The sequence below is a fragment of the Sphingomonas sp. M6A6_1c genome (assembly GCF_053345135.1).
In genome coordinates this window covers 21,187-43,227 of the sequence record NZ_JBKEZO010000006.1, presented here as the reverse complement: position 1 = coordinate 43,227, position 22,041 = coordinate 21,187, and the positions used below count along the sequence as shown (strand labels likewise).

At 66.8% G+C, this 22,041-nt stretch carries 30 protein-coding genes and 2 tRNA genes; 27 read left to right on the top strand and 5 right to left on the bottom strand.

The features are described from left to right. The first annotated feature begins 41 nt into the window (after positions 1-41). Together ACLBWH_RS13585 and ACLBWH_RS13580 are read left to right on the top strand one after the other, a co-directional pair. Positions 42-118 (top strand) — tRNA-Asp (locus tag ACLBWH_RS13585). A 91-nt stretch (positions 119-209) separates the two neighbouring features. Further along, positions 210-286 (top strand) — tRNA-Asp (locus tag ACLBWH_RS13580). A 44-nt stretch (positions 287-330) separates the two neighbouring features. Here ACLBWH_RS13580 and ACLBWH_RS13575 read toward each other — a convergent pair. The 4 genes from ACLBWH_RS13575 to ACLBWH_RS13560 form a co-directional block, all read right to left on the bottom strand. Beyond that, positions 331-537, bottom strand: coding sequence for a DUF2842 domain-containing protein (locus ACLBWH_RS13575; protein WP_322847784.1), 207 nt, complete (start codon positions 535-537; stop codon positions 331-333). After that, a complete protein-coding gene (locus ACLBWH_RS13570) occupies positions 534-1,070 on the bottom strand; it encodes a 5-formyltetrahydrofolate cyclo-ligase (protein ID WP_447799464.1) in 537 nt (178 codons plus the stop codon). The genes ACLBWH_RS13575 and ACLBWH_RS13570 overlap by 4 nt, the downstream gene beginning before the upstream one ends. Before the next feature lie 253 nt (positions 1,071-1,323). Next, entirely contained in the window at positions 1,324-1,629 is a 306-nt protein-coding gene (locus ACLBWH_RS13565; RefSeq protein WP_322847786.1) for a cell division protein ZapA, read from the bottom strand. After that, positions 1,629-1,883, bottom strand: coding sequence for a hypothetical protein (locus tag ACLBWH_RS13560; RefSeq protein WP_447799463.1), 255 nt, complete (start codon positions 1,881-1,883; stop codon positions 1,629-1,631). The genes ACLBWH_RS13565 and ACLBWH_RS13560 overlap by 1 nt, the downstream gene beginning before the upstream one ends. A 103-nt stretch (positions 1,884-1,986) precedes the next feature. On the opposite strand from ACLBWH_RS13560, the gene gap reads away from it, so the two are divergent. From gap to ACLBWH_RS13545, 3 genes are read left to right on the top strand one after another with little or no spacing between them, the layout of a single operon-like run. After that, complete coding sequence (gene gap, locus ACLBWH_RS13555; protein WP_322847788.1) at positions 1,987-2,997, top strand: type I glyceraldehyde-3-phosphate dehydrogenase; 1,011 nt, start codon at positions 1,987-1,989, stop codon at positions 2,995-2,997. A 4-nt stretch (positions 2,998-3,001) separates the two neighbouring features. Further along, positions 3,002-3,484 carry an MOSC domain-containing protein gene (locus tag ACLBWH_RS13550; RefSeq protein WP_447799462.1) on the top strand — a complete coding sequence of 161 codons (483 nt, stop codon included), beginning with the start codon at positions 3,002-3,004 and terminating at the stop codon, positions 3,482-3,484. 11 nt (positions 3,485-3,495) lie between these two features. Beyond that, entirely contained in the window at positions 3,496-4,689 is a 1,194-nt protein-coding gene (locus tag ACLBWH_RS13545; protein ID WP_447799461.1) for a phosphoglycerate kinase, read from the top strand. 18 nt (positions 4,690-4,707) lie between these two features. On the opposite strand, the gene ACLBWH_RS13540 is transcribed toward ACLBWH_RS13545, so the two are convergent. After that, positions 4,708-5,187 (bottom strand): TlpA family protein disulfide reductase, encoded by a 480-nt coding sequence (locus ACLBWH_RS13540; protein WP_447799460.1) that lies wholly within the window; start codon positions 5,185-5,187, stop codon positions 4,708-4,710. Between the two features lie 149 nt (positions 5,188-5,336). On the opposite strand from ACLBWH_RS13540, the gene relB reads away from it, so the two are divergent. From relB to nuoK, 22 genes are all read left to right on the top strand, one after another. Further along, positions 5,337-5,561 (top strand): type II toxin-antitoxin system RelB family antitoxin, encoded by a 225-nt coding sequence (gene relB / locus ACLBWH_RS13535; RefSeq protein WP_038660352.1) that lies wholly within the window; start codon positions 5,337-5,339, stop codon positions 5,559-5,561. Next, positions 5,552-5,878 (top strand): type II toxin-antitoxin system PemK/MazF family toxin, encoded by a 327-nt coding sequence (locus ACLBWH_RS13530; protein ID WP_322847792.1) that lies wholly within the window; start codon positions 5,552-5,554, stop codon positions 5,876-5,878. Before relB ends, ACLBWH_RS13530 begins: the two co-directional genes overlap by 10 nt. Before the next feature lie 26 nt (positions 5,879-5,904). Then, entirely contained in the window at positions 5,905-6,828 is a 924-nt protein-coding gene (locus tag ACLBWH_RS13525) for a class I fructose-bisphosphate aldolase (protein ID WP_322847793.1), read from the top strand. 4 nt (positions 6,829-6,832) lie between these two features. Then, on the top strand, positions 6,833-7,363 hold the full coding sequence (locus tag ACLBWH_RS13520) for a hypothetical protein (RefSeq protein ID WP_447799459.1): 531 nt from the start codon (positions 6,833-6,835) through the stop codon (positions 7,361-7,363). Then, complete coding sequence (gene thiE, locus ACLBWH_RS13515; RefSeq protein WP_322847795.1) at positions 7,360-8,043, top strand: thiamine phosphate synthase; 684 nt, start codon at positions 7,360-7,362, stop codon at positions 8,041-8,043. The genes ACLBWH_RS13520 and thiE overlap by 4 nt, the downstream gene beginning before the upstream one ends. A gap of 162 nt (positions 8,044-8,205) precedes the next feature. Then, positions 8,206-9,228 (top strand): L,D-transpeptidase family protein, encoded by a 1,023-nt coding sequence (locus ACLBWH_RS13510; protein WP_447799458.1) that lies wholly within the window; start codon positions 8,206-8,208, stop codon positions 9,226-9,228. A 259-nt stretch (positions 9,229-9,487) separates the two neighbouring features. Next, positions 9,488-10,072, top strand: a complete 585-nt coding sequence (locus ACLBWH_RS13505; protein WP_447799457.1) for a M23 family metallopeptidase — start codon at positions 9,488-9,490, stop codon at positions 10,070-10,072. A gap of 64 nt (positions 10,073-10,136) precedes the next feature. Further along, positions 10,137-10,700, top strand: a complete 564-nt coding sequence (gene efp / locus ACLBWH_RS13500) for an elongation factor P (protein WP_037530700.1) — start codon at positions 10,137-10,139, stop codon at positions 10,698-10,700. A gap of 147 nt (positions 10,701-10,847) precedes the next feature. Continuing rightward, the gene (locus ACLBWH_RS13495; protein WP_038660333.1) at positions 10,848-11,660 is read left to right on the top strand and encodes an inositol monophosphatase family protein; all 813 of its coding nucleotides are present in this window, start codon (positions 10,848-10,850) and stop codon (positions 11,658-11,660) included. A gap of 282 nt (positions 11,661-11,942) precedes the next feature. After that, the gene (locus ACLBWH_RS13490; RefSeq protein WP_322847798.1) at positions 11,943-12,317 is read left to right on the top strand and encodes an NADH-quinone oxidoreductase subunit A; all 375 of its coding nucleotides are present in this window, start codon (positions 11,943-11,945) and stop codon (positions 12,315-12,317) included. Positions 12,318-12,322: 5 nt separating this feature from the next. Next, positions 12,323-12,874, top strand: a complete 552-nt coding sequence (locus ACLBWH_RS13485; protein ID WP_322847799.1) for a NuoB/complex I 20 kDa subunit family protein — start codon at positions 12,323-12,325, stop codon at positions 12,872-12,874. Then, positions 12,871-13,725: an NADH-quinone oxidoreductase subunit C gene (locus ACLBWH_RS13480; protein WP_447799456.1), complete on the top strand. Its 855-nt coding sequence runs from the start codon at positions 12,871-12,873 to the stop codon at positions 13,723-13,725. The genes ACLBWH_RS13485 and ACLBWH_RS13480 overlap by 4 nt, the downstream gene beginning before the upstream one ends. A 59-nt stretch (positions 13,726-13,784) precedes the next feature. After that, positions 13,785-14,996, top strand: coding sequence for an NADH-quinone oxidoreductase subunit D (locus ACLBWH_RS13475; RefSeq protein WP_038666501.1), 1,212 nt, complete (start codon positions 13,785-13,787; stop codon positions 14,994-14,996). Next, positions 14,993-15,220, top strand: coding sequence for a hypothetical protein (locus ACLBWH_RS13470; protein WP_322847801.1), 228 nt, complete (start codon positions 14,993-14,995; stop codon positions 15,218-15,220). The genes ACLBWH_RS13475 and ACLBWH_RS13470 overlap by 4 nt, the downstream gene beginning before the upstream one ends. After that, positions 15,220-15,888, top strand: a complete 669-nt coding sequence (locus ACLBWH_RS13465) for a complex I 24 kDa subunit family protein (RefSeq protein WP_322847802.1) — start codon at positions 15,220-15,222, stop codon at positions 15,886-15,888. The genes ACLBWH_RS13470 and ACLBWH_RS13465 overlap by 1 nt, the downstream gene beginning before the upstream one ends. Beyond that, positions 15,885-16,115 carry a hypothetical protein gene (locus ACLBWH_RS13460; RefSeq protein WP_322847803.1) on the top strand — a complete coding sequence of 77 codons (231 nt, stop codon included), beginning with the start codon at positions 15,885-15,887 and terminating at the stop codon, positions 16,113-16,115. The genes ACLBWH_RS13465 and ACLBWH_RS13460 overlap by 4 nt, the downstream gene beginning before the upstream one ends. Then, positions 16,115-17,419 carry an NADH-quinone oxidoreductase subunit NuoF gene (nuoF, locus tag ACLBWH_RS13455; RefSeq protein WP_322847804.1) on the top strand — a complete coding sequence of 435 codons (1,305 nt, stop codon included), beginning with the start codon at positions 16,115-16,117 and terminating at the stop codon, positions 17,417-17,419. Before ACLBWH_RS13460 ends, nuoF begins: the two co-directional genes overlap by 1 nt. Further along, a complete protein-coding gene (gene nuoG / locus ACLBWH_RS13450) occupies positions 17,419-19,422 on the top strand; it encodes an NADH-quinone oxidoreductase subunit NuoG (RefSeq protein WP_447799455.1) in 2,004 nt (667 codons plus the stop codon). Before nuoF ends, nuoG begins: the two co-directional genes overlap by 1 nt. A 26-nt stretch (positions 19,423-19,448) precedes the next feature. Next, complete coding sequence (gene nuoH, locus ACLBWH_RS13445) at positions 19,449-20,474, top strand: NADH-quinone oxidoreductase subunit NuoH (protein WP_322848057.1); 1,026 nt, start codon at positions 19,449-19,451, stop codon at positions 20,472-20,474. Positions 20,475-20,598: 124 nt separating this feature from the next. Further along, on the top strand, positions 20,599-21,084 hold the full coding sequence (gene nuoI, locus ACLBWH_RS13440; protein WP_038660298.1) for an NADH-quinone oxidoreductase subunit NuoI: 486 nt from the start codon (positions 20,599-20,601) through the stop codon (positions 21,082-21,084). Positions 21,085-21,127: 43 nt separating this feature from the next. Beyond that, a complete protein-coding gene (locus ACLBWH_RS13435) occupies positions 21,128-21,739 on the top strand; it encodes an NADH-quinone oxidoreductase subunit J (protein ID WP_322847806.1) in 612 nt (203 codons plus the stop codon). Then, positions 21,736-22,041, top strand: coding sequence for an NADH-quinone oxidoreductase subunit NuoK (nuoK, locus tag ACLBWH_RS13430; RefSeq protein WP_038660292.1), 306 nt, complete (start codon positions 21,736-21,738; stop codon positions 22,039-22,041). Before ACLBWH_RS13435 ends, nuoK begins: the two co-directional genes overlap by 4 nt.

Genomic DNA, 22,041 nt, shown 5'->3' with positions numbered 1-22,041 from the left:
CCCCCGATCGCTCGCCTAGTTGGCGCGCCTCAACGCTTTCAGCGGGTGTAGCTCAGTTGGTTAGAGCGCCGGCCTGTCACGCCGGAGGTCGCGGGTTCGAGCCCCGTCACTCGCGCCATTCCCTCCTCGGGAACGGGAAAGTCTTCGGAACATGCGGGAGTATGTCGCGTCGCCGGTCGGGCGGACGATCTGCTCCGACCGCGTATCACGCGGGTGTAGCTCAGTTGGTTAGAGCGCCGGCCTGTCACGCCGGAGGTCGCGGGTTCGAGCCCCGTCACTCGCGCCATCCGGTTCACGGATGCCGCCCCCCCCGATCCCAAGGCCAGCGCCCTATCGCCAGCGCCCGGTTTCCATCCAGAGCAGCAGCGGCCGCATCGGCATGATCCACACGATGCCGGTGACGAGATAGAAGGGCAGTTGCAGCCACCACGGCCAGCCGCCGACGATCCCCGCCGCGCTGACGATGATCGCGCACCACAGCCCGATCAGCACGAGGATGAGCAGCACGCCCGCGGGTTTGCGCCAACTGGGGGTCATGGGACGATCCAATCCGATTCGGTAGCGATGGCGTGCAGCGGCACGTCCCACGGGTCGGCGGGGCAGGCATCGACCTGCTGTACCGACCAGGCGACGCCGACGCGCCATGCGTCGGGCAGCGAAGCGAAGGCGCGGTCGTAATAGCCCGCCCCCTGGCCCAGGCGGCGACCGGCGCGGTCGAACCCGAGCAGCGGCGTCAGCACGATGTCGGGCCGCAGCGCGGCGGCATCCGCGGGGGGCTGCAACAGGCCGTAGGGTCCGGCGACGAGCGGCGTGCCGTCGTCCCAGTCGAGAAAGCGCATCGGCGCGTCACGGCCGGTGACATGGGGCAGGACGAGCCGGCAGCCGGCGTCGCGCGCGGCGGTGGCGAGCGGGGCGGGGTCCGCCTCGCTGCCCAATGGCAGATAGCTGGCGACGATGCGCGCGCCGGCCAGCCGCGCGCGGAACGCGTCCGGCACCGCGATCGCCCGGTCGCGCGCGAAGCCGTCGCGGGCAGCCCGCAGGCGGGCGCGGAGGGCGAGCTTGTCGGTCATCGCCTCGGTTCGCGGGGCAGGAGGGAAGGGGCGGGTGGCGGGACCGCCGTGGCCGTGTGCCAAAGTATCCGCCGACGCCTGTTAACGTCAGGTGGGGACCATATACTTCGGACCAGGGTCCTAGCAGGGACAGCCCCCTTGGATGATGAATAGCCTCAGGGATAAAGTAAGGCTCGTACCGGGCAGAACCCGCCACGGCATGACTTAGTGCGTCGCGGGGGTGGTGGCAATGGGTGCGGCCACGTATCCCGCCTCACCCCGCCGGATCGCGCTCCAGCGCGTTGGCGAGCGCCTCCAGCCGGTCGGCGATCCGCGCCAGCGCGGGTTCGCTCACCGCCGCGCCCTCGGGCGGGCGCTGCCGGATCTCGTCGAGGTCGTCCGCCAGCATCAGCGCGACGAACAGCATCGCCCGCTCGCCGGGGATGTTCGCGGCGGCGCGCAGGCCGGCGGGCCAGCGCTCGTCGAGCATCCGGCCGAGCTGTTGCAGCCGGGCTTCCTCGCCGTCGCGGCAGGCGACGGTGAACGGCCGGGAGCCGATCGTCAGCGTGACATTCGCCATCAGGATGCCGAACCGCGCGCGATGACGTCGTCGAGCGCGCTCACCGCCTCGGCCATCCGGGCCTTGAGCGCGGCATGACGCCGGGCGAGCGCGTCGCCGGCCCTGGCGCGAGCGTCGATGGCGGATTCGATTCGGGCGATCGCGGCATCGATGCGATCGACCGCACTGGGAGTGTCGGACATGGCGAGCGACGTAGGCGCGGCCGTGACGAGCGGCAAGCCGGCATAACCCGTCGCGCAATCGGCCCGGCGCACGCCACGCGCGGTTGACAGACCGGGGCGCGGCCTCGCAAAGGCTGGCACGCCCGGCGCGGCCCCATGTCGTCGCGCAGCTCATGCATACGCGAGGAGAGACCAGATGACGGTGAAGGTTGCGATCAACGGCTTCGGACGCATCGGACGTCTCGTGGCGCGCGCGATCATCGAGCGGAACGCCGGCGAGCTGGAACTCGTCGCGATCAACGATCTCGCCGACGCCAAGTCGAACGCCTGGCTGTTCAGCCGCGACAGCGTCCACGGCAAATATCCCGGCACCGTCGCGGCGGAGGGCAACGACCTCGTCATCGACGGCAAGCGCATCCGCGTCACCGCAGAGCGCGATCCCGCCAATCTGCCGCACAAGGAACTGGGTGTCGAGTTGGTGCTCGAATGCACCGGCTTCTTCACCGACAACGTCGCCTGCCAGAAGCATATCGACGCCGGCGCCAAGAAGGTGCTGATCTCGGCGCCCGGCAAGGGCGTCGACCTGACCGTCGTCTATGGCGTCAACCACGACAAGTTGACCGCCGAGCACACGATCGTCTCGAACGCCTCGTGCACCACCAACTGCCTCGCGCCGGTCGCCAAGGTGCTCAACGACGCGATCGGCATCGAGCGCGGCCTGATGACCACCGTCCACGCTTATACCAACGACCAGAAGATCCTCGACCAGATCCACCCGGACCTGCGCCGCGCCCGCGCCGCCGCGATGTCGATGATCCCGACCACCACCGGCGCCGCCCGCGCGGTCGGCGAGGTGCTGCCCGAGCTCAAGGGCAAGCTGGACGGTTCGGCGATCCGCGTGCCGGTGCCCGACGTCAGCCTGATCGACCTGACCTTCACGCCGAAGCGCGACACCACCAAGGACGAGGTCAATGCGATCCTCAAGGCGGCGTCGGAAGACGGGCCGCTGAAGGGCGTGCTGGTCTATTCGGACGAGCCGCTCGTCTCGATCGACCTGATGCATTCACCGCAGTCGTCGACGATCGACAGCCTCGAAACCGCGGTGCTCGACGGCAAGCTGGTGCGCGTCGTCAGCTGGTACGACAACGAATGGGGCTTCTCCAACCGCATGGTCGACACCGCGACCGTGATGGCGAGCTTCCTCTAAGCCGATGGCGACGGTGGGCGGCGTGCTGGTCGGTATCGCCCGGCGCGCGCGTCCCAAGGCGCCGATGGAAGTGCTGGAGACGGTCGAGGTGACCGTCGACGGCGGCCTCGACGGCGATTGCCGCGGGCGGGTCAAGCCCAACGGCCGCGGCCGGCGTCAGGTGACGCTGATGGAACGTGGCGACTGGCAGGCGGCGATGGCCGAACTCGGTCAGACGATCCCGTGGCAGGAGCGACGGGCGAATCTGCTGCTCGACGGCATCGACATTCCGCAGGTGCCGGGGACGCGGATCCGGATCGGCGCGGTCGAGCTCGAGATTACCGTCGAATGCGATCCCTGTTTCCGCATGGAGGCGGTCGCGCCCGGGCTTGAAGCGGCGCTGACCCCCGACTGGCGCGGCGGCGCCTGTACGCGGGTCAAGGCGGGCGGGCGGATCGCGCTTGGCGATGCGGTGACGATCATTCCGCCTCAACAATTGCTCCTATGAAGGAAGACGATGTGACCAAGGCCTTCAAGACGCTCGACGATATGGGTGAGATCAGCGGCCGGCGCGTGCTCGTCCGCGAAGACCTCAACGTGCCGATGGCGGATGGCGCGGTGACCGACGATACGCGGCTGCGCGCGACGCTGCCGACGGTCAGCGAACTCGCCGACCGCGGCGCGATCGTGCTGATCCTCGCGCATTTCGGCCGCCCCAAGGGGGTGCCGAGCCCCGATATGTCGCTGGCGATGCTGGCGCGGCCGTACAGCCATGTGCTCGGCCGCGAGGTCCGCTACATCGACTGGGAGGGCGCCGAGGATGCGGTCGCGATGCTCCAGCCCGGTGACATCGCCATTCTGGAGAACACGCGCTTCTTCGGTGGCGAAGAGAAGAACGACCCGCAAGTCGTTGAGCGCTTTGCAAAACTCGGCGACCTCTACGTCAACGACGCGTTCTCCGCCGCGCATCGCGCGCACGCCTCGACCGAAGGCCTCGCCCATGTGCTGCCCGCCTTCGTCGGGCGTGCGATGGAGGCCGAACTCGACGCGCTCGAAAAGGCGCTCGGCAATCCCGAACATCCCGTCGCCGCGGTGGTCGGCGGTGCTAAGGTGTCGACCAAGCTCGACGTGCTCAAGCATCTCGTCACCCGCGTCGATCACCTCATCATCGGCGGCGGCATGGCCAACACCTTCCTCGCCGCGCGCGGCGTCAACGTCGGCAAGTCGCTGTGCGAGCACGACCTCACCGGCACCGCCGAGGAGATCCTCGAAGCCGCGGACCGCGCCAATTGCACCGTCCACCTGCCGTACGACGTCGTGGTGGCGAAGGAATTCCGCGCCAATCCGCCGGTGCGCACCGTCAACGTCCATGAGGTCGCCGCCGACGAGATGATCCTCGACGTCGGTCCCAGCGCGATCGAGGCATTGGGCGACGTGCTCAAGAATTGCCGCACGCTCGTCTGGAACGGCCCGATGGGCGCGTTCGAGACGCCGCCGTTCGACGTGGCGACCGTCAGCCTCGCGCGCACCGCCGCGGCGCTGACGCAGGACGGCAGCCTCGTCTCGGTCGCCGGCGGCGGCGATACCGTCGCTGCGCTTAATCAGGCGGGGGTCGCCGACCGCTTCACCTTCGTCTCGACCGCGGGCGGCGCCTTCCTCGAATGGATGGAAGGCAAGGACCTGCCCGGCGTCGCCGCGCTGATCGGCCGCTGACGCCGGAAGGGGCGCCGCTCAGGCGGGCGGCGTCTCGTTCAGCAGCGGCGTCACGATCGTGTTGAGGTCGTCCAAATCGAACGCCGCTGCCTTGGCATAGCGGACGACGCCCGCGCGATCGATGACGTAATTGGTCGGCACCGCATTGCCGATCAGCTCGTAGCGGCCCTTGACCCGCTTGGTGGGCGTGATCGCCATCGCCGCGAACAGCGGCTTCATCAGCCGCGCCGGCACCGAATCCTCGGTCGCCACCGCGAAGACGCGCAGCCCGTGCTGCTTCTGCAAGCGATAATAACCGTCGAGCAGCGGCAATTCGCGGCGGCACGGCCCGCACCACGTCGCCCAGAAGTTGAGCACGACGACCTGCCCGCGCAGGTCGGCGAGCTTGACCTTGCCGCCGTCGATCAGCGTCAGCTCGAATTCGGGCGCCGGCTTGCCGATCAGCCCGGATCGCGGTGCCGCATCCGCCGCCAACAGGGGCGCCGTCGCCAGTGCCATGGCCGAAGCCAGATGAAGCCGCCGCATGATCGTCTCTCCCCCGACGGCGACTGATCACGACATCCGCGGCATCGTCAATATCGCCGACCTAAACGGTTGATCGCCCGACGGGTCCGGCCTATGTTAAACGCGTTTAACAGGCAGGTGGCATGCTCGGCGTACGACTCGATACGGAATTGGAAGAGCGGCTTGCCGCGGTTGCGCGCACCCAGGGGCGCAGCAAGAGCGATATCGCACGCGAGGCGGTGCGCCGCTACGTCGATCTGCACGACGACGCCTATCGCCGCGAGGCGCGCCGCCAGTCGACCCGCGCCTCCGCCCGCGCCTCGGTCGAGGACGTCGTGTTCTGGCAGGACGGCGCCGCGTGGAGATAGCGCACGGCGCCATCGCCCTGGTCGACGGGCCTGCCGGGGAACCGGCGCGTCCCTGCGTCGTCGTCCAGTCCGACCTATTCAATGCGACGCATGCGACGATCACCGTGTGTCCGCTGACCAACGTCATCGGCGGCGAGGCCTTGTTCCGGGTGGTGATGTCGCCGCGGGAGCACAATGGCCTGACCGCCGAATGCGAGGTGCAGATCGACCGCATCTCCAGCGTCGCGCGCGAGCGGATCACCCGGGTGATCGGCCATGCCAGTCCCACCCGCATGGAGCAGATCGACCAGGCGCTGCGCCGCTGGCTGATGCTCTGACCCTATCCGACCCAAGGAGCCGACCCATGACCACCAACGTCACCCCCGCCGTCAAGACGATCCTCGACAAATACGAAGCGACCAGCCCCGCGGTGAAGGCGAACCTCGCCCGCATCCTGATGCACGGCAAATTGGGCGGCACCGGCAAGCTGGTGATCCTGCCCGTCGATCAGGGCTTCGAACACGGCCCGGCGCGCTCCTTCGCGGTCAACCCGCCGGCCTACGACCCGCATTACCATTACCAGATCGCGATCGACGCCGGCCTGTCGGCCTATGCCGCGCCGCTCGGGCCGCTCGAGGCGGGCGCGGACACCTTCGCCGGGCAAATCCCGACGATCCTCAAGCTCAACAGTTCGAACAGCTGGGCGACCAGCATCGACCAGGCGGTGACCGCCAGCGTCTCCGACGCGCTGCGCCTCGGCTGCGCCGCGATCGGCTTCACCATCTATCCGGGCTCGGACGGCATCTTCGAGCAGATGGAGGAGATCCGCGAGCTCAGCGAGGAGGCCAAGTCGGTCGGCATCGCCACCGTCATCTGGAGCTATCCGCGCGGCGGCAAGCTGTCGAAGGACGGCGAACTGGCGCTCGACGTCGGTGCCTATGCCGCGCACATGGCGGCATTGCTCGGCGCGCACATCATCAAGGTGAAGCTGCCGTCCGCGCATATCGAGCAGGAAGAGGCCAAGCGCGTCTATGAGGGCACCGACTGGTCCAACCAGGCCGATCGCGTCCGCCACGTCGTCCAGGCGAGCTTCGCCGGCCGCCGCATCGTCGTCTTCTCGGGCGGTGCGGCCAAGGGCACCGATGCGCTCTATCAGGACGCGCGCGACATCCTCGCCGGCGGCGGCAACGGCTCGATCATCGGCCGCAACACCTTCCAGCGCAGCCGCGAGGACGCGCTCGACATGCTCGGCAAGCTGATCGCCATCTACAAGGGCGAGGCGGCCTGATCCGATGACGGGCGCCGAACCGGACGCGGATCGCGATCCGTCCGGCGCGGCACCCGTCACCGTGCCGCTGCGCTTCGCCTATCATCGCGCGGTCGCCCCGCTGGTCTGGGCGATCGTCGCGGTCGGTCTGGTCGAGATGGCGGTCACGCACCTGCTGATCGCCTTGTGGAGCCGCACCGCCGCGCTGGCGCTGTCCGTCCTTACGCTCGGCGGATTGGTCTGGCTGGTGCGGGCGCTGCTGGCGATGAAGCACCGTCCGGTGCTGCTCGATCGCGAGCGGCTGGTCCTGCAGGTCGGCACGATCCGCCGCGTCGACCTACCGCTGCACGCCATCGCGGGATTGCGTCCCTCGATCGAGCGTGCCGCGATGAAGCAGCGTTCGGTGCTCAATCTCGCGCTGCTCGCTTATCCCAATCTCGTCGTCGATCTGGTCGCGCCCTTGCCCGGCCGGCGCGGCATCACCACGATCGTGCACCGGCTCGACGATCCCGCGGCTTTCGCCGCCGCGTGGAAGGCGCTAGGCGCTGGCGGATGACCGAAGACGATCCCCTCGGGCCGCTGGACCCGGACTTTGCCGCCAACTTCCGGCGCAACGACCGCCGGCCGCCGTGCCAGCTCTATCTGATCTCGCCGCTCGACGTCGGCGGCGCCTTCGCCGACCGGCTGGCGCGCGCGCTCGACGCCGGGCCGGTCGCCGCCTTCCAGTTCCGCGTCAAGGATGTCGACCAGCATGTCGCCGCCAAGCTCGCCGAGCCGTTGCAGCGCATCTGCGCCGACCATGAGGTCGCGTTCATCGTCAACGACAGCATCGCGCTCGCCAAGCGGCTCGGCGCCGACGGCGTCCACCTCGGCCAGGACGACGGCGACCCGCGCGAGGCGCGCGACCTGCTCGGCCCCGAGGTGCAGGTCGGCGTGAGCTGCCACGACAGCCGCCACCTCGCGATGGAAGCGGGCGAGCGCGGCGCGGATTACGTCGCGTTCGGCGCCTTCTACCCGACGACGACCAAGGCGGTCGAGCACCACCCCGAACCGTCGATCCTGTCGTGGTGGGCATCGATGTTCGAGCTGCCGAGCGTCGCGATCGGCGGCATCACGCCGGTCAACGCGCCGCCGCTCGTCGCGGCGGGGGCGGACTTCCTCGCCGTCTCCGGCGCGGTGTGGGGTGGCGACGAAGCCGCCGCGGTACGTGCCTTCGCCGAGGTGCTCGGCGGCTGATCCGCAAGCGAGCGTTCGCGCTGGGTTCGTCGAAGGGCAGGTGGGTGCCACCGCGCTTCGGCGGACGCAGCACGACCGCTAAAGGATAAAACGCCGCCGACGAAACCACAGCTGTTCCGAACCGTTTGATCCACAAGCGTAACGGTTAAAGGGAACGGCGATATGAAGAAGGTTCTGGCTATTGCGCTGCTCGCGGGCGGCGCGCTCGCCGCCCCGACGATCGCACAGCAGTCCGTCGTGCAGCCGGTCCCGCAGCCGGCATCCCCGGCGCTCGACCGCAACATCCTCCACGTTCAGGTGATTCTCGACTCGCTCGGCTTCGGCCCCGGCGTGCTCGACGGCAAGGGCGGCCAGTCGCTCACCGCCGCGCTCAAGGGCTTCCAGGAGGCCAAGGGCCTGCCGCGCACCGGCAAGCCCGACGCGGCGACGTTGCAGGCGCTCTACCCCTATCGCGCCAAGCGCCCCACCGCGCGTTTCGAGCTGACTCGCGAGGCGCTGGCCGGGCCGTATTACAATCCGCTGCCGAAGGATTACGGCGAACAGGCCAAGCTCCCCAGCCTCGGCTATGCCACGCCGATGGAGAAACTGGCGGAGATGTTCCACACCCAGCCCGCGGTGCTGATCGCGCTCAACTCGCCCGACACGCGGCTCAAGGTCGGCAATACGATCGTCGTCCCCAACGCGCTGCCCGCGAGCCGCGCCTATGACCCGAAGCTGCCCGATCACTGGCGCCAGACGCTCAACATGCTCAACGTCGACGCCAACCAGCCGGTCGCCGACCATATCGTCGTCGACAAATCGGAGAAGGTGCTGCGCGTCCTCGACAAGGACGACAAATTGATCGCGCAGTTCAGCGCGACGATGGGGTCGGAGCACGATCCCTTGCCGCTCGGGACGTGGAAAATCTACGGCGCCGACTATAATCCCAAGTTCCACTACAATCCGGCCTTGTTCTGGGATGCCAAGAAGGGCGACCAGAAGGAGATGCTGCCGCCGGGGCCGAACGGCCCGGTCGGCGTCGTCTGGCTCGATCTGTCGAAGGAACATTACGGCATCCACGGCACCCCGCATCCCGAACTGATCGGCCGCACCGAAAGCCACGGCTGCATCCGCCTGACCAACTGGGACGTCGCGCGTTTGGCGCAGATGGTGAAGCCGGGGACCAAGGCGGTGTTCCAGGCGTGACGGCGGAGGAAGCGAGCAGAATTCCTCCCTCGCTTCAGCGGGGGAGGGGGACCGCCCGCATAGCGGGTGGTGGAGGGGGCGTTTCCGCATACGACCAACTTCGCCGTATCCTCCCCCTCCGTCAGCGCTTCGCGCTGCCACAGTGCCGGGCCGGTCATGCCCCCGGCATGACCTTGAACGGCCGGGGGCCGTTCAACCCGGCACTCCCTGGCGGGGGAGGAATTAGGTACTCCCCACTTCCGATGGTTAGCCCCCGCGCATGACCCGCCTCGGCTGGACCATTCTCGCCGTCCTCCTCGTCCTCGGCGCCGCCTTCGCCGCGATGACCAGTGTCGGCACCGCCACCCGCGGCACGCCGCGCGTCGACGTCGCGGTCGGCGAGCCCGCCGCCGCGGACGGTGCGCCGCTTGCCGTGCCCGTCGCGGGCGTGCGGCGCGAGACGATCGTCGACAGCTGGATGGACCCGCGGGGCGGCGGCACCCGCGGCCATCACGGTACCGACATCCCCTCCGCCGCCGGCACGCCGGTGATCGCCGCCGCCCCCGGCACGGTCGAGAAACTGTTCCAGTCCAACCTCGGCGGGACCACCGCCTATGTCCGCTCGCCCGACCGGCGCTGGATCTATTATTACGCCCATCTCGCCGGTTACGCCCCCGGCCTGCACGAGGGGCAGGTGCTCAAGGCCGGTCAGCCGATCGGCTATGTCGGCGATACCGGCGATGCCGGCGCGGGCAATTACCACCTCCATTTCGGGCTGCAGCGGATGCAGCCGGCGGAGCGCTGGCACCAGGGCGAGGACGTCGATCCCTACCCCATGCTTGCCGCCCGCGCGCGGGGACGGTAAAGGGGCGCCACCGGGCGCGCGCCAGCCGCGCGCCTATCTCGCTCTTTCCAATAGGTTCAGATCCATGAAGATCAGCGGCGTGGACATCCGTCCCGGCAACATCATCGAATATGAGGGCGGCATCTGGCGCGCCGTCAAGATCCAGCACACGCAGCCCGGCAAGGGCGGCGCGTACATGCAGGTCGAGATGAAGAACCTGATCGACGGCCGCAAGAACAACGTCCGCTTCCGCTCCGCCGAGACGGTCGAGCGCGTCCGCCTCGATACCAAGGACTTCCAGTTCCTGTTCCGCGACGGCGACGCGCTGACCTTCATGGACAAGGACAATTACGAGCAGATCACGCTCGACGCCGGCATCCTCGGCGATGCCGCCGCCTTCCTGCAGGACGGCATGGACGTGGTGCTCGAACTCTACGACGAAAAGCCGATCTCGGTCGAACTGCCGAGCACGATCGAGGCGATGATCGTCGAGGCCGATGCCGTTGTGAAGGGGCAGACCGCCTCGTCGTCGTACAAGCCCGCGATCCTCGACAATGGCGTGCGCGTCATGGTCCCGCCCCATATCGGCGCGGGGACCCGCATCGTCGTCGACGTCTACGAACAGACCTACGTCCGCCGCGCGGATTGACCGATATCCCTCTCCCTGCGGGAGAGGGTGGCCGAGCGTAGCGAGGTCGGGTGAGGGCAGGGCCTTCCTTCGACCTCACCCTCCCACCGCCTGACGGCGGCGGGCCCCTCCCTTTCCCAAGTGGGAGAGGGGTATAGAGAAATCCCCATGCCCTCCCATTCCGGTCTCTTCACCGTCATCGAGCGCGCCGCCCGCAAGGCCGGCACGGCGCTGCGTCGCGACTTCAACGAGGTCTCGCACCTGCAGGTCAGCCGCAAGGGTCCGGCCGACTTCGTGTCGATCGCCGACAAGCGCGCCGAGCAGACCTTGTTCGAGGAGCTGCGCCGCGCCCGTCCCGACTGGGGCTTCCTGATGGAGGAGGGCGGCGAGGTCGCGGGCGATCCCGACAAGCCGCGCTTCATCATCGATCCGCTGGATGGCACGTCGAACTTCCTCCACGGCATCCCGCATTTCGCCATCTCGATCGCGGTCGAGGAGCCGACCCCGTCGGGCAAGCGCGAGATCACCACCGGCCTCGTCTACCAGCCGCTCACCGACGAGAGCTTCTGGGCCGAAAAGGGGCGCGGCGCGTGGCTCACCGACCAGCGGCTGCGCGTCTCGGCACGGCGCGACCTGTCCGAGGCGCTGATCGCCACCGGCATCCCGTTCCTCGGCCATGGCGACTTCGTCCAGTGGAGCCGCATCTTCGGTGCGATCGCGCCGGAAGTCGCCGGCATCCGCCGGCTCGGCGCCGCGGCGCTCGATCTCGCCTGGGTCGCTGCCGGCCGGTTCGACGGCTATTGGGAATCGGGCCTCAAGCCGTGGGACACCGCGGCGGGCATGCTGCTCGTCAAGGAAGCCGGCGGCTACGTCACCGACTTCCGCGGCGCGGACAAGGCGATGGAGCGCAACGAGTTCCTCGCCGGCAACGACGGCCTCCACGTCAAGCTGCACAAGCTGGTCGCCGGCGCGCTGCGCTGAGCCGGATAGGCCTCTGGCTCGGGAGTATGACAACTCCTCCCCCGGCACTGTGGCGCGGCGAAGCCGTGACGGAGGGGGAGGACACGGAACAGACGTGTCACTTACCTCCCCCTCCGTCATGCCTTTGGCATGCCACCTCCCCCTGGCGGGGGAGGAATTTGGCTACGTCGCTGACCGTCGCTCCACCAATTGAGAGTGATTCTCACAGCCTCCGCGGCCTTGCCCGCACCCCTCCGGGGGCCTAAAGCGACCCCCACATCCTTCGCACCTGCGAGAAGCCCCTTGGTCGATCTGTCGCAATATCTGCCTATCCTGCTGTTCCTGGGTGTCGCCCTGGCGCTGTCGAGCACGTTCGTGTTCCTGCCCATGGTCGTCGCGCGGCTGACCGGCACCAACAAGCCCACCGAACAGAAGCTGTCGGAATATGAATGCGGCTTCCCCGCCTTCGAGGATCCGCGCAGCCAGTTCGACGTGCGCTTTTATCTGATCGCCATCCTGTTCATCATCTTCGATCTCGAAGCCGCCTTCCTATATCCTTGGGCAGTATCGGTTTTCAGCATCGGCTGGACCGCATGGATCTCCATGATGATCTTCATCGGCGAGCTTGCCCTGGGCCTCGTCTATGCCTGGAAAAAGGGAGCGTTGGATTGGGAATGACCCCTATGTCCGGACCTGTCGAACTCGAACGCCCGGCGACCGCCTCGTCGCTGGTGCCGCCCGACCAAGGTTTCTTCGATAGCCTCAACGGCGAGCTCAACGACAAGGGCTTCCTCGTCACCTCGACCGAGGAGCTGTTCCAGTGGGCGCGTACCGGCTCGCTGTGGTGGATGACCTTCGGTCTCGCCTGCTGCGCGGTCGAGATGATCCACGTCAACATGCCGCGCTACGATCTCGAGCGTTTCGGCGCCGCGCCGCGCGCCTCGCCGCGCCAGTCCGACGTGATGATCGTCGCCGGCACGTTGTGCAACAAGATGGCGCCGGCGCTCCGCAAGGTCTACGACCAGATGTCGGAGCCGAAATACGTCGTGTCGATGGGCAGCTGCGCCAATGGCGGCGGCTATTACCATTACAGCTATTCGGTGGTGCGCGGCTGCGATCGCGTCGTGCCGGTGGACATCTACGTCCCCGGTTGCCCGCCGACCGCGGAAGCGCTGCTATACGGGATCATGCAGTTGCAGCGTAAGATCCGCCGCCAGGGGAGCGTGGAACGGTGAGGGCGCCTGCTCCCGCTTGGGCCGCCAACCTCAACGGCGAGACGATCGAGATCGTCCGGGCGACGCTCGGCACGGCATTACTCGACGCGGTCGATCAGGTCGGCGAGGTCGCGCTCTACGTCGAGCGGACCGCGATCGTCGACGCGCTCGCCAAGTTGCGCGATACGCCCGGCCTCGAATATCAGCAGTTGATGGAGATCGCCGGCGTCGACTATCCGGATCGCCCCGAGCGGTTCGAAGTGGTCTATTGCCTGCTCTCGCTGACCCGCAACCACCGGTTGCACGTCCATGTCGCCACCGACGACGTCAAGCCGGTGCCGTCGGTGACGGGCCTGTGGCCGGTCGCCGGCTGGCTCGAGCGCGAGGTGTACGACATGTACGGCGTGCTGTTCACCGGCAATGCCGATCTGCGCCGCATCCTCACCGATTACGGCTTCCGCGGCCATCCGCAGCGCAAGGACTTCCCGCTCTCGGGCTTCGTCGAGATGCGCTATTCGGAAGAGGCCAAGCGCGTGATCTACGAGCCGGTCAAGCTGGCGCAGGATTTCCGCAACTTCGACTTCCAGAGCCCCTGGGAGGGCGCGGCCTATGTGCTGCCCGGCGACGAGAAGGGCATGCTGCCCGAGGCGAAGGGCGCACCGACGCCGCTGAAGGCGGACGACATCGCCAAGGCCGATGCCGCGCGCTCGCCGACGCAGGCGCCCAAGGCCGGCAGCGAGCCCTATGCCAAGAACGACACGACCGGCACCGCCAAGACCGGCGCCGGCGACGCCGATCCGGGCAATGCGGCGCAGGACAAGCCCAAGGATTCGGACGTCGTGCCGACCAAGGGCGGAGGACAGAATCAGTGAGCCAGGACCCGCATCTCGCGCCCGCCACCACCAGCGTCGATCCGTATGTCGACGAGCTGATGCACGTCACCAGCCCGGCGCACCCGACCGAGGGCGACGTCACGATCCAGAATTACACGATCAACTTCGGTCCCCAGCATCCCGCTGCGCACGGCGTGCTGCGGCTGGTGATGGAGCTGGACGGCGAGATCATCGAGCGCATCGATCCGCACGTCGGCCTGCTCCATCGCGGCACCGAGAAGCTGATCGAATACAAGACCTATGCGCAGGCGATCCCCTATTTCGATCGCCTCGATTATTGCTCACCGATGTGCATGGAGCACACGTTCGTGCTCGCGATCGAGAAATTGCTCGATATCGAGGTGCCGATCCGCGCCCAGTATCTGCGCGTCTTCTTCGCCGAGTTGACCCGCATCTCCAACCACATGCTGAACCTCGGCAGCCACGTGATGGACGTCGGCGCGATGACGCCGAACCTGTGGATGTTCGAGATCCGCGAGGATTGCTACAATTTCCTCGAGCGTGCCTCGGGCGCGCGCATGCACCACAATTACATGCGGCCGGGTGGCGTCCATCAGGACGTGCCGCTCAAGCTGCTGACCGATATCGCCGACTGGCTCGACACGCGGCTGCCGCGCCTGTTCGAGGATGCGATCAGCCTCGTCGCCGATAACCGCATCTTCAAGCAGCGCAATGTCGACATCGCGACGGTGAGCCGCGAGGATGCGATCGCCTGGGGCTTCTCGGGGCCGATGATCCGCGCCGCGGGCATCCCCTGGGATCTTCGCAAGTCGCAGCCCTATGACGTCTACGACCGGATGGAGTTCGACATCCCCGTCGGCACGCGCGGCGATTGCTACGATCGCTTCATGGTGCGCGTCGAGGAGGTCCGCCAGTCGGCGCGGATCATGAAGCAATGCCTGCGCGACATGCCGGAGGGGCCGATCGCCTCGACCGACCGCAAGGTGGTGCCGCCCAAGCGCGCCGAGATGAAACAGTCGATGGAAGCGCTGATCCATCACTTCAAGCTGTATACCGAGGGCTATCACGTCCCCGCCGGCGAAGTGTATGTCGCGACCGAGAGCCCCAAGGGCGAGTTCGGCGTGTTCCTCGTCTCCGACGGCTCGAACAAGCCCTATCGCTGCAAGATCCGGCCGACCGCGTTCAGCCATCTCCAAGCGATGGACTTCATGAGCCGCGGCCACATGCTGGCCGACACCACCGCGATCCTCGGTGCGATGGACATCGTGTTCGGTGAGTGCGACCGGTGACGGGCAACGTCGAAAACCTGATCTTGGAGCGGTTGCGCCGGATCGATGAAGGACTTCAGGACCTGCGTGGCGATGTGCAGGACGTGAAGGTCCGCATGACAGCGATGGAAGAGCATATGCTCAGCTTGCAGACGAGTGTCGTTGGCTTGAACGGTAGGATGGATCGCTTTGACGAACGCTTGTCGCGCGTCGAGCGCCGCCTCGACCTGCGGGATGCCGGCTGATGGCTGAAGCACCGCAGATCCCCGACGAAGCCGAAACCCGCGCCCGCTGGGGCGGTTTTGCCTGGAACGAAGACAACCAGAAGAAGGCGAACGAGATCCTCGCGCGCTATCCGAAGGGTCGCGAACAGTCCGCGTCGATCCCGTTCCTCGACCTCGCGCAGCGCCAGGTCGGGGCCGAGACGCAGACGCAGGGCTGGCTGCCCGTGCCGGTGATCGAATTCGTCGCGAGGGCGATCGGCGTGCCGTATATGCGCGTGTTTGAGGTCGCGACCTTCTATACGATGTTCAACCTCGCGCCGGTCGGCCGCTATCACGTGCAGGTCTGCGGCACGACGCCGTGCATGCTGCGTGGTTCGGACGACGTGCTCGCCGCCTGCAAGAACCGCGGGCTGGTCAAGGGCGGGACGACGCCGGACGGCATGTTCACGCTGACCGAGGTCGAGTGCCTGGGCACCTGCGCCAATGCGCCGATGGTCCAGATCAACGACGACAATTACGAAGACCTCGACTACGATCGCACCGTCGCGGTGCTGGAAGCGCTCGCCAATGGCAATACGCCGAAGGCGGGTTCGACGATCGGTCGCCAGACGAGCTGCCCCGAGGGCGGCCCGACGTCGCTGACCGCCATGGTCGACGCCAACCACGATTATCGGGAGGAGTGGGCATGACCGTCGGAGATACCCGCTTCATCACCGAAATGCTCCGTGGCATCCGCGGTGATATGTCCGATGTGAAGGATCGGATGATCAATATGGAATTGCGTCAGACGGCGATGGAGCATCGCCTGCTCGGCATCGATACCCATCTGGCTGCGGTACAGCAGGGCGTCGACGGTCTGTCGAGCGACATGCGCCGGGTTAAGCAGCGCCTTGATCTCGTGGACGGACATGCCTGATGCTTGCCGATAAAGACCGCATCTTCACCAACGTCTACGGGTTCCAGCCGTGGAACCTGGACGCCGCGCTGAAGCGTGGCGACTGGGACAATACCAAGGCGCTTATGGCGCTCGGCCAGGACGCGATCATCGACGTCATCAAGGCGAGCGGACTGCGCGGCCGTGGCGGCGCGGGCTTCCCGACCGGCACCAAATGGTCGTTCATGCCCAAGGAACCCAAGCCGGACCGGCCGAACTTCCTCGTCATCAACGCCGACGAATCCGAGCCCGGATCTTGCAAGGACCGCGAGATCATCCGCCACGATCCGCACAAGCTGATCGAGGGAGCGCTGATCGCCGGTTATGCGATGCGCGCGCGTGCCGCGTACATCTATATCCGCGGCGAATATATCCGCGAGGCGGAGACGCTGTTCGCGGCGGTCGCAGAGGCTTACGACAAGGGGCTGATCGGCAAGAACGCCAGCGGTTCGGGCTATGACTTCGACGTCTTCGTCCATCGCGGCGCCGGCGCGTACATCTGCGGCGAAGAGACCGCGATGCTCGAAAGCCTCGAGGGCAAGAAGGGCCAGCCGCGGCTCAAGCCGCCGTTCCCGGCGGGCGCGGGGCTGTACGGCTGCCCGACGACGGTCAACAACGTCGAATCGATCGCGGTCGCGCCGACGATCCTGCGGCGTGGGGCATCGTGGTTCTCGAGCTTCGGCCGCGAGAACAACAAGGGCACCAAGCTCTACCAGATCAGCGGGCATGTGAATAAGCCCTGCGTGGTCGAGGACGCGATGGGCCTGACGTTCCGCGAGCTGATCGAGACGCATTGCGGCGGCATCCGCGGCGGCTGGGACAATCTGCTCGCGGTGATCCCGGGCGGCTCGTCGGTGCCGCTGGTGCCGGCCAAGGACATCATCGACGCACCGATGGACTTCGACGGCCTCAAGGCGGTCGGCTCGGGCCTCGGCACCGCCGCGGTGATCGTCATGGACAAGTCGACCGATATCGTCCGCGCGATCAGCCGCATCTCCTATTTCTACAAGCATGAGAGCTGCGGCCAGTGCACGCCGTGCCGCGAAGGCACCGGCTGGATGTGGCGGGTGATGGAGCGGCTGCGCACCGGCGACGCCGACATCGCCGAGATCGATACGCTGCATCAGGTCACCAAGCAGGTCGAAGGTCACACGATCTGCGCGCTCGGCGATGCCGCGGCATGGCCAATCCAGGGACTCATCAAGCACTTCCGCCCCGAGCTGGAGCGCCGGATCAACGAACGTAGCGGCGGCGATCTGACGCCGATGCAGGAAGCTGCCGAATAATGCCCAAGCTGAAAGTAGACGGGATCGAGGTCGAGGTGCCGCAGGGCGCGACGGTCCTCCAGGCATGCGAAGCCGCGGGCAAGGAAATCCCGCGCTTCTGCTATCATGAGCGGCTGTCGATCGCCGGCAATTGCCGCATGTGCCTCGTCGAGGTGAAGCCGGGGCCGCCCAAGCCGCAGGCGTCGTGCGCGTTGCCCGCGGCGGACAATCAGGAAGTGTTCACCACCACGCCGATGGTGAAGAACGCACGCGAGGGCGTGATGGAATTCCTGCTCATCAACCATCCGCTCGACTGCCCGATCTGCGATCAGGGCGGCGAATGCGATCTGCAGGACCAGTCGGTCGCTTATGGCAAGGGCCATAGCCGCTACACCGAGAACAAGCGGGCGGTGACCGAGAAATATATGGGTCCGATCGTCAAGACGATCATGACCCGCTGCATCCAGTGCACCCGCTGCGTCCGCTTCGCCGAAGAGGTCGCCGGGGTCGAGGAGATCGGCGCGATCTATCGCGGCGAGGATATGCAGATCACCAGCTATCTCGAACAGGCGGTGACCAGCGAGCTGAGCGGCAATGTCGTCGATCTCTGCCCGGTCGGCGCGCTGACCTCTAAGCCCTATTCGTACGAAGCGCGGCCGTGGGAGCTCAAGAAGACGCTCACGATCGACGTGCAGGATGCGGTCGGCACCAACATCCGCCTCGACAGCCGCGGCCGTCAGGTGCTGCGCTGCGTCCCGCGCATCAACGAGGACGTCAACGAGGAATGGGCGCACGACAAGACGCGTCACCATGTCGACGGCCTCGTCCGTCGTCGCCTCGATCGCCCCTTCGTTCGCCGCGACGGCAAGCTCGTCCCGGTAAGCTGGGACGAGGCGTTCGCGGTCATCAAGACCAAGGTCGAGGCTGCCGGCGCGAATGTCGCCGCGGTGGCGGGCGATCTGGTCGACTGCGAGACGATGTACGCCGCCAAGGCGCTGCTCGGAACGCTGGGCTCGTCGCTGCTCGAAGGGCGGCAAACGGGCATGGACTATGACACGTCGAGCCTTGCCGCGGTCAATTTCAACTCGACGATCGCCGGCGTCGAAGAGGCGGATGCGATCCTGCTGGTCGGCACCAATCTGCGCTGGGAAGCGCCGCTGGTGAACACCCGCATTCGCAAGGCGATCAAGAAGGGCGCCAAGGTCTTCGCGATCGGGCCGGAAACCGAGCTGACCTATAAGGTCGAATGGCTGGGCGCCGATCTGTCGCTGCTCGGCAATCTGCCGGAGGCGGTTGCCACGCTGTTCGGCGATGCCGCCAAGCCGATGGTCATCGTCGGTGGCGGCGCGCTCAAGGGCGGCCATGGTGCGGCGCTTGCCTTCGCCAAGCAGTTCAATCTGGTCCGCGACGGCTGGAACGGCTTCAACGTCGTCCATATGGCGGCGAGCCGGATGGGCGGGCTGATGCTCGGCTATGCGCAGAAGGGCGGCATCGCCGATCTGTCGCAGGCGGCGGTGACCTTCTTCCTCGGCGCGGACGAGGTGGATTACACCAGGTTCGGCGGGTTCAAGGTCTATGTCGGTCATCACGGCGACACCGGTGCGCATCATGCCGACGTCATCCTGCCGGGCGTGACCTATGCCGAGAAGTCGGGCACCTGGGTCAATCTCGAAGGCCGCGTCCAGCGTGGCGAGCGCGCGGTGTTCGCACCGGGCGATGCGCGCGAGGATTGGACGATCTTCCGTGCGCTGTCCGAAGTGCTCGGCGCCACGCTGCCGTTCGACAGCCTCGCCGGGCTGCGCGAGGCGATGACCGCCGAGGTCCCCGCGCTGCGCCACGTCGGCCAGCTCGCCGGCTTCGAGTGGAACCCGCCGGCGCTCGATGGCGCGGGGCAGGGGAGCCTCACCGGCTATCCGATCAAGGATTTCTATCTGACCAACGCCATTTGCCGCGCGTCCCCGACGATGCAGCGCTGTTCGGCCGAACTGGTCCGTGGCGAGACGTTCGCGGAGGCGGCGGAGTGACCGATTTCTTCAACTCGACCGTCGGCATGTCCTATGGCTGGGCGTGGTTCGTCGCGACGATCGTCGGCATCCTCGTCATCGCGCTGCCGCTGATGCTCGCGGTGGCGATGATCATCTACGCCGATCGCAAGATCTGGGCGGCGATGGCGCTGCGCCGCGGTCCCAACGTCGTCGGGCCGTTCGGCCTGCTCCAGTCGTTCGCCGACGGGCTCAAGGTCTTCCTGCAGGAGACGATCGTCCCCGCCGCGGCGAACCGGACCTTGTTCCTGCTCGCGCCGATCATCACCTTCACGGTGGCCTTGATCGTCTGGGCGGTGGTGCCGTTCGGGGCGGGCGTGGTGCTCGCCGACATCAACGTCGGCCTGCTCTACGTGCTCGCCGCCTCGTCGCTCGGCGTCTATGGGGTGATTCTGTCGGGCTGGGCTTCGAACTCCAAATATCCCTTCTACTCGGCGCTGCGTGCGGCCGCGCAGATGGTCAGCTACGAAGTCGCGATCGGCTTCATCCTGATCTCGGTGGTGATGTGGGCGGGGACGTTCAACCTCAGCGGCATCGTCCTGGCGCAGACCAGTACGCTCAACCTCCACATCAATGCGTTCGGCATCAACCCGTTGCTCTTCCCGATGGCGGTGATGTTCTTCATCTCCAGCCTCGCCGAGACGCAGCGCGCGCCGTTCGACCTGACCGAGGCGGAGAGCGAGCTCGTCGCCGGTTATCAGACCGAATACAGCTCGATGAGCTTCGCACTCTTCTGGCTCGGCGAATATGCCAACGTGCTGCTGATGTGCGCGCTCAACGCGACGCTCTTCTGGGGCGGCTGGCTGCCGCCGATCGATTGGGCGCCGCTCTATTACGTGCCCGGGATCATCTGGCTGTTCGCGAAGATGCTGTTCTTCTTCTTCGTCTTCAGCTGGGTCAAGGCGACCGTGCCGCGCTACCGCTACGACCAGCTGATGCGGCTGGGGTGGAAGGTGTTCCTGCCGCTGTCCCTGTTCTGGGTATTCCTGGTGTCGGGCGTGCTGATGCTGATGCGCGTGCCGGTCGGCGGATGAGCCGGGCCAGCGAATGGATGATCGCCCGCGGCCTTCGGCCGCAGGCGTTACGTGACCGGGCGCTCATGGGCGTCGGTATCGGAGTGTTGGTCGTCCTGATCGACCGAATGACGGGATTGAGCTCTTGAGCGTCGCACAGATCATCAAGTCGTTCACCTTGTGGGAGTTCGTGAAGGCGCACGCCCTCACGCTGAAGTATTTCTTCAAGCCCAAGGCGACGATCAACTACCCCTACGAGCGCAACCCGGTGAGCCCGCGGTTCCGCGGTGAGCATGTGCTTCGCCGCTATCCCAATGGCGAGGAACGCTGCATCGCGTGCAAATTGTGCGAGGCGGTTTGCCCTGCGCAGGCGATCACGATCGAGGCCGAACCGCGCGACGACGGCAGCCGCCGCACGACGCGCTACGACATCGACATGACGAAGTGCATCTATTGCGGTCTGTGCCAGGAGGCGTGCCCGGTCGATGCGATCGTCGAGGGTCCGAATTACGAATTCTCGACCGAGACGCGCGAGGAGCTGATCTACGACAAGGCCAAGCTGCTCGACAATGGCGACCGCTGGGAAAGCGCGATCGCCGCGAACCTTGCCGCCGATGCGCCATACCGTTAATGCGCGCCGCATTCGATTCCGGGCTTAGGGGGCCGACCAACTCGTGATCCAGGCCATAGCCTTTTATCTCTTCGCGATCATCGTGATCGGTTCGGGGGCGATGACGATTTCGTCGCGCAATCCGGTCCATTCGGTGATGTGGCTGATCCTCGCCTTCTTCAACGCGGCGGGGCTGATGGTGCTCGTCGGGGCGGAGTTCATCGCGATGCTCCTCGTCATCGTCTATGTCGGTGCGGTCGCGGTGCTGTTCCTGTTCGTGGTGATGATGCTCGACATCGAGGTCGCGCAATTGCGCGCCGGTGTCGCGCGTTATGCCGCGCTCGGCCTGGCGCTTGCCGTCGCGCTGGCGGCGGAGATCCTGATCGGCATCGGCGCCTGGAGCGCCGGCGGCCTCAAGATCAGCCGCCGCATCGCGCCGATCGATGGCGACGTGCCCAACATCCAGGCGATGGGGCAGCTGCTGTATACGCGCTATCTCTTCGTGTTCGAGGCGGCGGGCTTCGTCCTGCTCGTCGCGATGATCGGCGCGATCGTGCTGACGCATCGCCAGCGTGGCGGCGTCCGCGGCCAGAATATCAGCCGCCAGAATGCGCGCCGTCCACAGGATGCGACGCGCAACGTCCAGCCGCCGGTCGGCGAGGGGGTCCAGTTGTGATTGGGTTGACGCATTATCTGGTCGTGGCGGCGATCCTGTTCACGATGGGCGTGCTCGGCATCTTCCTCAACCGGAAGAATCTGATCGTCATCCTGATGGCGATCGAGCTGATCCTGCTCGCGGTGAACCTCAACCTCGTCGCCTTCTCCGCCTATCTCCACGATCTCGTCGGGCAGGTGTTCGCGATGTTCGTGCTGACCGTCGCCGCCGGCGAGGCGGCGATCGGGCTGGCGATCCTGGTGATCTATTTCCGTGGCCGCGGCACGATCGCGGTCGACGACGTCAATCGGATGAAGGGCTAA